Here is an 11,292-nt window from a genome sequence, read left to right on the forward strand (position 1 = left end):
CGAGGTGGCACCTCTCGCCTATATGCGCGGCCGTACCCTCAACGACTCCTTCGTCGTGCTCGACGAGGCGCAGAACACCACCCCAGAGCAGATGAAGATGTTCCTGACCCGTCTCGGCTTCGGCACACGCACCCCTCCTCCCGCCGTCTGCGCCCCGGGATCCCGTGCCGTGGTGTCGGTGCCGACGCCTAGACTCATAAGGCCATGACCGAAGCTCCTCTCATCGTCCCCTCCACCACCGGTCCTCGCTCGTCGGGAGACCCTGGACAGGACGATCTCCTCGCCGGCCTCAACCCGCAGCAGCTCGAGGCCGTCACCTATCGCGGTCCCGCGCTGCTCATCGTCGCGGGGGCCGGATCGGGCAAGACCAGCGTGCTCACCCGCCGCATCGCCTCGCTGCTGCGCGGGCGGGAGGCATGGCCGAGTCAGATCCTCGCGATCACCTTCACCAACAAGGCCGCCGGAGAGATGCGCGAGCGTGTCGAGGGACTGATCGGCGACGCCGCCCGTGGCATGTGGATCTCCACGTTCCACTCCGCGTGCGTGCGCATCCTGCGCCGTGAGGCCGAGCAGTTCGGCTACACCAAGTCGTTCACGATCTACGACTCCGGCGACTCGCGGGCGCTCCTCAAGCGCCTGGTCAAGGAGCACGAGGCCGACGCCTACGGGCTCACGCCCGCGTCGGTGCAGTCGCGCATCTCCAAGCTCAAGAACGAGCTGTCTGACGCCGAGTCGTACGCGCGCCAGGCCAACATGAGCGATCCGGCCGAACGGGTCTTCGTCGAGGTCTTCGCCGACTACCAGCGGCAGCTGCAGAAGGCCAACGCCTTCGACTTCGACGATCTGATCGGGCAGACCGTGTACCTGTTCCGGGCGTTCCCGCAGGTCGCCGACACCTACCGCCGCCGTTTCCGCCACATCCTGGTCGACGAGTACCAGGACACCAACCACGCCCAGTACTCGCTGATCCACGAGCTCACGCGCCCCGTGTCGGGGGCTGCGGGTTCCGCCCCCGATCCATATGCCTCCAACGGCATGATGATCTTCGAGCCCGATCCGGCGCCAACGGCGGATGCCGGTGAGCCCGGCGCCTCGCTCACCGTGGTCGGCGACTCCGACCAGTCGATCTACGCGTTCCGCGGGGCGGACATCCGCAACATCAGCGAGTTCGAACGCGACTTCCCGGGTGCTCGAGTGGTGCTTCTCGAGCAGAACTACCGGTCGACGCAGAACATCCTGTCGGCGGCGAACGCGGTGATCGGCAACAACTTCGACCGCAAGGACAAGAAGCTCTGGAGCGACAAGGGCGACGGCGATCCCATCATCGGCTTCACGGGCTACTCGCAGCACGACGAGGCGCAGTTCGTGGCCGATGAGGTCGAGGCGCTGCACCGGGCCGGTATGCCCTACTCCGAGATGGCGGTGTTCTACCGCACGAACTCGCAGTCCCGTGCGCTGGAGGAGATCTTCATCCGCTCCGCGGTGCCGTACAAGATCATGGGCGGCACGAAGTTCTACGACCGTGCCGAGATCAAGGATGCACTCGCGTATCTCGTCGCGGTCGCGAACCCGGCCGATGAGATGTCGGTGCGGCGCATCCTGAACAAGCCACGGCGCGGCATCGGAGACGTGACCGAGACGGCCATCGCCCGGTTCGCCGAGGAGAACGGCATCAGCTTCCGCGATGCGCTGTCGATGCCGGGCCAGCTCGGCGTCGGGCCGAAGATCCAGGCGGCGATCGGTCAGCTCGACGCGGTGCTCGCCGAAGCCGCCGCCATCCTGACACCCGCCAGCGGCGAGCTGCCGCCACCCACCGCGGTAGCCGACGGCCTGAGTCTGCTGCTGGGCAAGAGCGGGTATCTCGACGCACTGCGTGCGAGCCGCGATCCGCAGGACGAGGCGCGCGTCGAGAACCTCGACGAGTTCGTCGCCGTCGCCCGCGACTTCGCGCGCAACAACCCCGAAGGCACGATCGTCGACTTCCTCACCGAGGTCGCCCTGGTCTCCGATGCCGATGACCTCGACGACGAGTCGGGCTCGGTCTCGCTCATGACCATGCATACGGCCAAGGGTCTGGAGTACGACGCCGTGTTCGTCACCGGCGTCGAGGAAGACCTCATCCCGCACCGCATCTCGGCCGGCGAGCCCGGTGGACCGCAGGAGGAGCGTCGACTCTTCTACGTCGGAATCACGCGTGCCCGCAAGCGTCTGCACCTGTCCCTCGCGATGACGAGGGCGCAGTTCGGCGAGGTCACTGTCGCGATGCCCAGCCGCTTCCTGCAGGAGATCCCGGCGGGCCTGATCGACTGGCGACAGTCGCCGGGCGATGTGAACTCGCGCGGCGGCATGCAGTCGCGCGCACTGAACGCACGTCGCCAGGGCGGCTTCGGCGGTTCGGGCTCAGGAGACCGGTTCGCGGTGAAGTCGCTGCCGGGGCAGCATCTCAGCCCGCCTCGACCTCGAGCAGGTGCGCCTGCAGGGGATCGAGGAGTACGACTGAACGTCGGGTTCCGTGTCTGCTGTGACGCCGTGTGACACACGATTCCGCGTGCGCGGTGCGCGCTGCCTAACGTATTCGAGTCCCCCCCCAAGAGAGGAACTCCTTCACATGTCACGCCGCACCACCTCCATCCTCGCCGCGCTCGCCGTGGTCCCGCTCTTCGTCGCACTCGCAGGCTGCGCCACGGGATCAACCGACGCCGGCTCCGGCAGTGACGGATCGTCCGAGGACGAGGTCGTCAAGATCGGCGTCGTCGGCAAGGGCGACGAGCAGTGGCCGGCGTTCGTCGATGCCGCAGCCGAAGAGGGGATCACGGTCGAACTGGTCGACTTCGGCTCCTACGAGCAGCCCAACCCCGCGCTCACCGAGGGAGAGATCGACCTCAACCAGTTCCAGCACATCGTCTACCTCGCCGAGTACAACAACGCCTCGGGCTCCGACCTCACCCCGATCGGCTCGACCGCGATCTACCCGCTCGGTCTGTACTCGAAGAAGTACGACGACGTCGACAGCATCCCCGAGGGCGAGACGGTGGCCGTGCCCGACGACGCCTCCAACCAGGCGCGTGCGCTGAACGTGCTGCAGCAGGCCGGCCTCGTCGAGCTGAAGAGCGGCGGCACGCCGTACTCCGACCTCGCCGATGTCGACACCGACAAGTCCAAGGTCAAGGTCACCGCTCTCGAGGCCGCGCTCATCCCGACCTCGCTGCCCGACGTCGCCGCGGCGATCATCAACAACGACTTCGTGCAGGATGCCGGTCTCACCTTCGAGGACGCGATCGCGCAGGACGACCCCGAAGATGCCAGTGCCCTGCCGTACGTGAACATCTTCGCCGCCCGTGCCGAAGACGCCGACAACGAGACCTACCTCAAGCTCGTCGAGATCTTCCAGACGAACGAGGCCGTCCAGAAGGGTCTGCTCGAGTCGTCCGGCGGCACCGCGGTGGCCCTGCAGACGCCGGTGGAGGATCTGGTCGCGTCGCTCGCGAAGGTCCAGAAGGACGCCGACGCGAAGAAGTAGGACGCGGGGATTCCCACCCTGTCCGATAAGGGAGAATCGGGTGGCGCGAAACGCGTCACCCGATTCTTCGTTCCCGAAGCAGACCGGAGCAGCACATGTCGATCGTCACCCTGACGAACGTCTCCAAGACCTACCCGTCCCGCACTCGTGAGGGCGCGGAAGTCGTGGCCGTGGACGACGTCTCCCTCTCGATCGAGAAGGGTGACGTCTTCGGCATCATCGGATACTCCGGCGCGGGCAAGTCGACCCTCGTCCGCCTCATCAACGCGTTGGAGCCCGCGACGAGCGGCACCATCACGGTCGACGGCGTCGACATCACCGCGCTCAAGGAGAGCGAGCTGCGCGCGGTCCGCGGGGGGATCGGCATGATCTTCCAGCAGTTCAACCTGTTTTCCTCCCGCACCGTCAAGGCCAACATCGCCTACCCGCTCAAGCTCGCAGGCTGGTCCAAGGCGGATATCGAGACGCGGGTGGCCGAGCTGCTCAGCTTCGTCGGCCTCGCCGACAAGGCGAAGGCATATCCCGAGCAGCTCTCCGGCGGGCAGAAGCAGCGCGTCGGCATCGCCCGCGCACTCGCCACCGGGCCCGCGATCCTGCTCGCGGACGAGGCCACCAGCGCCCTCGACCCCCAGACCACTCACGAGGTGCTCGATCTGCTCCAGCGGGTCAACAAGGAGCAGGGTGTCACGATCGTCGTCATCACGCACGAGATGGATGTGATCCAGACGATCGCCACCAAGGTGGCCGTGATGGAGAACGGCCGTGTGATCGAGCAGGGTGATGTGTTCGACGTCTTCTCGTCACCGCAGAACCCGGCGTCGCAGCGCTTCGTCGGAACGGTGGTGAAGGGCGTGCCCTCGCCGTCCGAGCGTTCCGTCCTGCGCGAGCGGCATCAGGGCCGCCTCGTCACGTTCTCCTTCCGCGACGGTGACTCCTCACAGGCGCAGGTATTCCTCGATCTCGCCGGTGCCGGGCTCGACTTCGAGCTCGTATACGGAGGGATCAACGACATCCGCGGACGGGCCTTCGGGCACCTCACCCTCGCCATCCGCGGCGAGGACGCCGTGATCGATAGCGCTCTCGCGAACATCGCCGAACGTGTCGAAGTGACCGAGATCGCCGGAGAGGAGGCGCGCTGATGGACCGCCTGAACGAACTGTGGCCCGAGCTGTGGAAGGCCGCACTCGAGACGCTCTACATGACGACGTTCGCGCTCGTCCTCGGCGGCATCCTCGGCCTGGCGATCGGCGTCATCCTCTACGTCACCCGTCCCGGCGGGCTCGCGCAGAACAAGCCGGTCGCGTTGATCGCCAACCTCGGGGTGAACTTCTTCCGCCCGATCCCCTTCGTCCTCTTCGTGGCCGTCGCGCAGCCGTTCGCCCGTGTGGTGGTCGGCACCGGGATCGGAACCACCGCCGGAGCGTTCATGATCGCTCTCGCCGCCGCGTTCGCGATCGGTCGCATCGTCGAGCAGCACCTCGTCTCGGTCCCACCCGGCGTGATCGAAGCCGCGCGCGCGATGGGCGCCGGCCCCTGGCGCATCCTCTTCACCGTGGCCATCCCCGAGTCGCTGGGACCGCTGATCCTCGGCTACACGTTCATCGTGGTCGCGCTCATCGATATGACGGCGATGGCCGGTCTGATCGGCGGAGGCGGTCTCGGCGCGTTCGCGCAGATCTACGGATTCCGGCAGTTCGAGCCGGTCGTGATGTGGACGGCGATCGTCCTGATCGTGGTGTTCGTGCACCTCGTGCAGATGCTCGGAACGCGCCTGGCGCGCAAGGTCATGCGCCGCTGACGGGATCTTCGCTGACGGGATCCTCGCCGGCGGGCGCGTGCTGCAGCGTGCGCCGCGTGGTGAACACCCGCTCCTCGCCGCTCAGTGGATCGACGAACCGCAGCTCCCGCGCGAGCAGTTGCAGGGGGCGGTCGAAGTCGTCGGGCAGGTCCTCGAGCAGCTCGGGGTAGAACCTGTCGTTGAGGATGCCGATGCCGAGGGCGGCGAGGTGCACGCGCAGCTGGTGCATCTTGCCGCTGTGCGGTCTGAGCAGGGTGTGCACCACGCGATCGTCGCTGCTGATCAGCGCGATCAGCGTCTCGGCGTTCGGTTCCCTGGTGTCGTCGACCTGCACCCGCACCTGGGCCCGCGGCTTCTCGATGTGGTTGCGATACACGAGGGGGAACGAGGGCAACTCGCCGCCCTCGGGGAGTGCGGAGACCGCCTCGTAGACCTTCTGCATCTGCCGGTTCTCGAACATCAACTGGTAGGCACCGCGGGTCGCCGGCCGTGTCGAGAACATCAGCAGCCCGGCGGTCGCACGGTCCAGGCGGTGGATCGGCGCCAGGTCGGGATTGTCGAGGAGATTGCGCAAGCGCACCAGCGCCGAGTTCTGCAGGAACTTGCCGCCGGGAGTCGTCGGCAGGAAATGCGGCTTGTCGACGACCACGAGATGCTCGTCCTGGTGCAGGACCTCGATCTCGAAGGGGATCCGCGTCTCGACAGCGGGTTCGCGGTAGTACCAGACGAATTCGACGCTGCCCAGCGGGGCGTCGCGAGGGACGGGGGAGCCGTCGGCACGCACGATCTCGCCGCGGTCGAACCGCGCGAGCAGACGCTCGGGATCCATGTGGAAGAAGCGCTCGACCATGTAGGCCGCGGCGGTGGGCCACGGCCCGGTCAGCGGCACGTGCAGTCGTGTGGCTCCCACGCCGTCGCGCACAGGGAGGGGAGAGGGCATGCCCATCAGATGCGGCCGGTCACGAGTCGAAGCTCAGACTCAGCTTGCGCAGCAGTCCCGCGAGGCGATCCCGATCCGAGCGGGAGAGGGCCTGCAGCAGATCCGCTTCCACGTCGACCAGACGCGTGATGGCGGCATCCACACGGATGCGGCCGTCGTCGGTGAGCGTCACCAGCACACTGCGGCCGTCACCGGGGTCTGCCTCGCGACGCACGAAGCGCCGTCCGACGAGACGGTCGATCCGGTTGGTCATGGTGCCGCTGGACACCAGTGTCTGCTGCAGCAGCTGCTTGGGGGAGAGCTGGAACGGCGCGCCGGCCCTGCGCAGCGCCGACAGCACATCCCACTCCCAGTGCTCCAGATCGCTGCGACGGAACACGTCACGGCGGGCGCGGTCGAGGTGTCGCGACAGACGATCCATCCGGGACAGGACCTCGAGGGGTGAGAAGTCGAGGTCGGGGCGCTGGGTGTTCCACGCGCCCACGATCCGGTCGACCTCATCCGCCTCGCTCATCCGCCCATTATCCCGTGTGCGAGTCGGCGATCACGGACGCCGCGGGCAGATCGAGTGTCATGAAGGTGCTGTACGGGTCGGCGGTGTAGCCCCCGAACGGTCCGCATTCACGGAAGCCGACTGCGTGGTACAGGGCCCGTGCCGGGGCGAAGAAGTCGGCACTCCCGGTCTCCAGGGAGATCCGACGGATGCCGCGGGCCTCGGCATCCGTCAGGAGGAAGCCGAGCATCGCGCGTCCGAGGCCGCGCCCGCGCAGAGCGGGGTCGGTGCGCATCGACTTGATCTCCTCGTGTGTGTCCTCGACCGCCGCCAGCGCTCCGGTGGCCACGGGGCGGCCGTCGAGGTGACCGGCGAACAGCCGCACACCAGGGGCGAGCAGACGCTCGAACACCAGGGCGTGACGACTCTCCGCCGGTGCCGTGTGCTCCATCTCCGCATGATGGGCGACCAGGAACTCGGCGAGGGCGGGGCTCGCGGTCTCCACCCGTTCGATCACGATGCTCATCTCGTCAGCATCCCAGAGCCGTGTTTCGGCGGGATGACGAGCGGTGGTGTCAGCGGATGCGGGGCCGGAGCATGGCAGACTTGTCCCCGCGGCGTCCTCGGGGCGGCGCGGTCCGCCGTGGTGTAATGGCAGCACGACAGCCTTTGGAGCTGTTAGGTCTAGGTTCGAGTCCTGGCGGCGGAGCATGACTGGGAACAATCTCGCCATCATCGTCCTCGCCGCAGGCCAGGGCACCCGCATGAAGTCGCGCCTGCCGAAGGTGCTGCACCCGATCAGCGGTCGTCCGCTGGTGGGTCACGTCCTCACCACGGCGGGGCGGCTGCAGGCCGCGCACGTCGAGGTGGTCGTGCGACACGAGCGCGACCAGGTGGTCGCAGCTCTCCAGGCCGACTACCCGGATGCGGTGTTCGTCGACCAGGACGACATCCCCGGAACCGGACGTGCGGTGCAGGTGGCTGTGGATGCTCTCCCCCCCGACTTCGACGGCGACGTGCTCGTACTCTCGGGCGACTGCCCGCTGGCCGATGCCGACACCCTCTCCGCCTTCCTCGCGGAGCACCGCGCCTCGGGCGCTCCGGCCACGCTGATGACGGCGCTGGTCGACGATCCGACCGGCTACGGACGCGTCGTGCGCGATGCCGACGGCGGCGTCGATCGCATCGTGGAGCAGAAGGACGCCAACGCCGAAGAGGCCGCCGTCCGCGAGATCAACGCCGGGATGTACGTGTTCCGTGCCGCGACGCTTCGGGACTACCTGCCCAGGGTCGGCGTCGACAACGCTCAGGGCGAGATGTACCTGACCGACGTCCCCGGCCTGCTGCGCCGCGACGGCGACCGGGTGGCGGCATCGGTCGTCTCCGACATCTCGGTCACCTTCGGTGTCAACGACCGTGCTCAGCTGGCCGAGGTCGGTCGTCTGCTCAACCAGCGCATCGTGCGCCGCTGGCAGCTCGAGGGCGTCACCGTGATCGACCCGACCACCACCCGGATCGATGACGACGCGACGCTCGCGCCCGACGTCACGATCCTCCCGAACACGCAGATCCTGCGGGCCACGACGATCGCCTCCGGCGCCGTCATCGGTCCGGACACGACTCTGGTCGACTGCGAGGTCGGCGAGGATGCGATCGTCCGCCGCACCGACGCCACTCTCGCGGTGATCGGCGCCGAGGCCACGGTGGGCCCGTTCTCGTTCCTCCGCCCCGGCACGGTGCTGGGCGCCAAGGGCAAGATCGGCGCCTACGTCGAGACCAAGAACGCCGAGATCGGCGAAGGCAGCAAGGTGCCCCACCTCTCGTACGTGGGCGACGCCACGATCGGGCGCGGCGTGAACCTCGGCGCGAGCACGATCACCGCCAACTACGACGACGTGAACAAGCACCGCACCGAGATCGGCGACGAGGTGCACACCGGGTCGCACACGGTGCTCGTCGCGCCCGTTAGGCTGGGAGCCGGTGCGAAGACCGGTGCAGGCGCCGTCGTCCGCAAGGACGTCCCCGCCGGCGCTCTGGCCATGAGCGTCGCGCCCCAGCGCAACATCGAGGGCTGGGTCGAGAAGAACAGAGCAGGGACGGGCGCGGCGGATGCTGCGTCCCGCGAGAATTCGGCGGAATAGGCGGACATGGCGCGCAAGAAGAAGACGGTCGATCTGGATCGCGACAACGGCGTGGCCCCCGGGATCATCGCCAAGACCAAGAAGCGGCTCGTCGTCGCCGGCGGTCGCTCGCACCCCGAGCTCACCGCAGCCGTCGCCGAGGCTCTCGGCACCGAGATCGCACCGGTGGAGCACCGCACGTTCGCATCGGGTGAGATCTACGCCCGCTTCGAGGTGTCGATCCGTGGCGTGGATCTCTTCCTCATCCAGACGTTCGGCGAACCGGTCAACGAGTGGCTCATGGAGACGCTCATCATGATCGACGCCGCCAAGCGCGCCTCGGCCAAGCGCATCACCGTCGTCGCGCCGTACTATCCGTATTCGCGTCAGGACAAGAAGGGCCGCGGCCGTGAGCCGATCAGTGCCCGACTCGTCGCCGATCTGCTGAAGACCGCAGGCGCCGACCGTGTCATGAGCGTCGACCTGCACGCGGCGCAGATCCAGGGGTTCTTCGACGGTCCCGTCGACCACCTGTTCGCCAAGCCCGTGCTCCTGGACTACTTCGAGCGCACCCTGTCGCCGGCCGACCGGGAGATCCTCACCGTCGTGTCGCCGGACATGGGCCGCGTGCGTGTCGCCGACACGTGGTCGGACAGCCTCGGCGCTCCGCTCGCGATCATCCACAAGCGCCGCGACCCGAAGGTCGCCAACCAGGTCTCCGTGCATGAGATCGTGGGTGCCGTCGACGGCCGCACCTGCCTGCTCGTCGACGACATGATCGACACCGGCGGAACGATCGTCAAGGCGGCCCAGGCGCTCAAGGCGAACGGCGCCCACCGCGTCATCGTGGCCGCCACGCACGCGATCTTCAGCGACCCGGCATCGGAGCGGCTGCAGGACTCGTCCATCGACGAGGTCGTCATCACCGACACGATCCCGCTCACCGAATCGCGTCGCTGGGACAACCTGACCATCCTCCCGATCGCCCCGCTGCTCGCACGCGCGATCCACGAGGTGTTCGAGGACGGCTCCGTGACGAGCATGTTCGGCGGCGACGCGTAACGCATCGTCACGGCACAGCCCGCGCATAGCCGCCGTGCTTACGGTCGAATGGTCGACGAGCGCGTCGGCCGACACCGAGCCGGGAGGACCACAATGATCCGCACGATCGTACCGACCTCTGTCCGCAAGGGAACCGCCCTCCTCGGAATCGCGGGACTCTTCGTCCTCGCCGGATGCTCCGGAACCGCTGACGCCGAGACGCCGAACAGCACCGGCAGCACGCCCGATGCCGGTTCTTCCTCCTCGTCGTCCGGCGGCGATTCCACGGGGACCTACGCCGACGGCACCTACACGGCCGAGGGCTCGTACCAGACGCCGGAGACGGTCGAGGAGATCTCCGTCACCCTCACGCTCGCCGACGGCGTCGTGACCGACGTCGAGGTCACGGGAGACCCGCAGGCCCCCGAGAGCAAGCAGTACCAGGGGCAGTTCATCGCCGGGATCGCGGACGAGGTCGATGGCAAGGCGCTCGACGACCTGAACGTCAGCCGCGTGGCCGGCTCGTCGCTCACCAGTGGCGGTTTCAACAAGGCCGTCGAGTCGATCAAGGAGCAGGCCGCCTCCTAGGCGCCTGACTTCCCATGGCGAGCTGGCGCTTCGAGGCCATCGGAACGCACTGGGAGATCGAGACGACGGATGCGCTTCCGGAATCCGTGACGGCAGCGGTCTCCGCGGAGATCCAGCGCTTCGACCGCGAGTGGTCCCGGTTCCGCACGGACTCGGACGTCGTGCGCCTCGGTCGGGAGGGCGGCGCTCTGGCTTCCTCCGATGCCGGGCCCATGCTCGACGCGTATCGCGAGCTCTCCGCCGCGACCGGAGGAGCCGTCAACCCGCTCGTCGCCGACAGCCTCGACGCGCTCGGATATGACGCGGACTACTCTCTGACCGCGGGAGATCCGGTGCGCGCTCCCGATACCTGGGAGCAGCGTCTGTCCTGGACCGACACCGGGGTCACCGCATCCACCCCGGCCCTGCTCGATGTCGGCGCGCTCGGCAAAGGACGCCTCGTCGACCTCGTGACGGCGGTCCTGGCGGGCGTGCCCGGAGATCTCGTGGTCGACGCCGGCGGCGACATCCGAGTCCGCGGGTCCGGTGTGCGCATCGGCCTGGAGCATCCGTTCGACCCGACGAAGGCGATCGGGGTCGTCGAGGTGCAGGATCAGGCGCTGTGCGCCTCGGCGATCAACCGACGAGCGTGGGGGAGCGGACTGCATCACGTGCTCGACGCCCGTACCGGACTCCCGGTGCGCACCTGGGCCGCGACCTGGGCGTGGGCACCGGAGACGATGACGGCCGATGCGGTGGCGACGGCGCTCTTCTTCGACGGCGGCGACGAGATCGCGGCCGCCTGGGGCGTCG

General features: G+C 68.0%; 12 protein-coding genes and 1 tRNA gene. 10 read left to right on the top strand and 3 right to left on the bottom strand.

Annotated elements, in window-relative coordinates:
- From KZA10_RS17615 to KZA10_RS01870, 5 genes are all read left to right on the top strand, one after another.
- Positions 1-208 (top strand): PhoH family protein (locus KZA10_RS17615; protein ID WP_256934294.1); only part of this gene is annotated, 208 nt, incomplete at its 5' end.
- Positions 205-2,535, top strand: coding sequence for an ATP-dependent helicase (locus KZA10_RS01855; protein ID WP_256934295.1), 2,331 nt, complete (start codon positions 205-207; stop codon positions 2,533-2,535). The genes KZA10_RS17615 and KZA10_RS01855, both read left to right, overlap by 4 nt.
- 73 nt (positions 2,536-2,608) lie before the next feature.
- On the top strand, positions 2,609-3,520 hold the full coding sequence (locus KZA10_RS01860; protein WP_218682032.1) for a MetQ/NlpA family ABC transporter substrate-binding protein: 912 nt from the start codon (positions 2,609-2,611) through the stop codon (positions 3,518-3,520).
- A 95-nt stretch (positions 3,521-3,615) separates the two neighbouring features.
- Positions 3,616-4,659: a methionine ABC transporter ATP-binding protein gene (locus KZA10_RS01865; RefSeq protein ID WP_218682033.1), complete on the top strand. Its 1,044-nt coding sequence runs from the start codon at positions 3,616-3,618 to the stop codon at positions 4,657-4,659.
- Positions 4,659-5,318 (top strand): methionine ABC transporter permease, encoded by a 660-nt coding sequence (locus tag KZA10_RS01870; RefSeq protein ID WP_127482036.1) that lies wholly within the window; start codon positions 4,659-4,661, stop codon positions 5,316-5,318. Before KZA10_RS01865 ends, KZA10_RS01870 begins: the two co-directional genes overlap by 1 nt.
- Here the strand turns inward: KZA10_RS01870 and KZA10_RS01875 are convergent.
- From KZA10_RS01875 to KZA10_RS01885, 3 genes are read right to left on the bottom strand one after another with little or no spacing between them, the layout of a single operon-like run.
- On the bottom strand, positions 5,305-6,258 hold the full coding sequence (locus KZA10_RS01875; protein WP_218682034.1) for a pseudouridine synthase: 954 nt from the start codon (positions 6,256-6,258) through the stop codon (positions 5,305-5,307). The genes KZA10_RS01870 and KZA10_RS01875 overlap by 14 nt on opposite strands.
- A gap of 19 nt (positions 6,259-6,277) precedes the next feature.
- Entirely contained in the window at positions 6,278-6,772 is a 495-nt protein-coding gene (locus KZA10_RS01880; RefSeq protein WP_055870746.1) for a MarR family winged helix-turn-helix transcriptional regulator, read from the bottom strand.
- A 7-nt stretch (positions 6,773-6,779) separates the two neighbouring features.
- On the bottom strand, positions 6,780-7,277 hold the full coding sequence (locus KZA10_RS01885; protein WP_218682035.1) for a GNAT family N-acetyltransferase: 498 nt from the start codon (positions 7,275-7,277) through the stop codon (positions 6,780-6,782).
- 111 nt (positions 7,278-7,388) lie between these two features.
- On the opposite strand from KZA10_RS01885, the gene KZA10_RS01890 reads away from it, so the two are divergent.
- The 5 genes from KZA10_RS01890 to KZA10_RS01910 form a co-directional block, all read left to right on the top strand.
- A tRNA-Gln gene (locus KZA10_RS01890) sits at positions 7,389-7,460 on the top strand.
- Position 7,461: 1 nt separating this feature from the next.
- Entirely contained in the window at positions 7,462-8,892 is a 1,431-nt protein-coding gene (gene glmU, locus KZA10_RS01895; protein ID WP_218682036.1) for a bifunctional UDP-N-acetylglucosamine diphosphorylase/glucosamine-1-phosphate N-acetyltransferase GlmU, read from the top strand.
- A 6-nt stretch (positions 8,893-8,898) separates the two neighbouring features.
- Entirely contained in the window at positions 8,899-9,933 is a 1,035-nt protein-coding gene (locus KZA10_RS01900; RefSeq protein ID WP_017828424.1) for a ribose-phosphate diphosphokinase, read from the top strand.
- Positions 9,934-10,026: 93 nt separating this feature from the next.
- The gene (locus KZA10_RS01905; protein WP_218682037.1) at positions 10,027-10,500 is read left to right on the top strand and encodes an FMN-binding protein; all 474 of its coding nucleotides are present in this window, start codon (positions 10,027-10,029) and stop codon (positions 10,498-10,500) included.
- Positions 10,501-10,514: 14 nt separating this feature from the next.
- Positions 10,515-11,292 (top strand): FAD:protein FMN transferase (locus tag KZA10_RS01910; protein ID WP_218682038.1); only part of this gene is annotated, 778 nt, incomplete at its 3' end.

This window comes from Microbacterium sp. BF1, assembly GCF_019279095.1.
Lineage (GTDB): Bacteria > Actinomycetota > Actinomycetes > Actinomycetales > Microbacteriaceae > Microbacterium > Microbacterium maritypicum.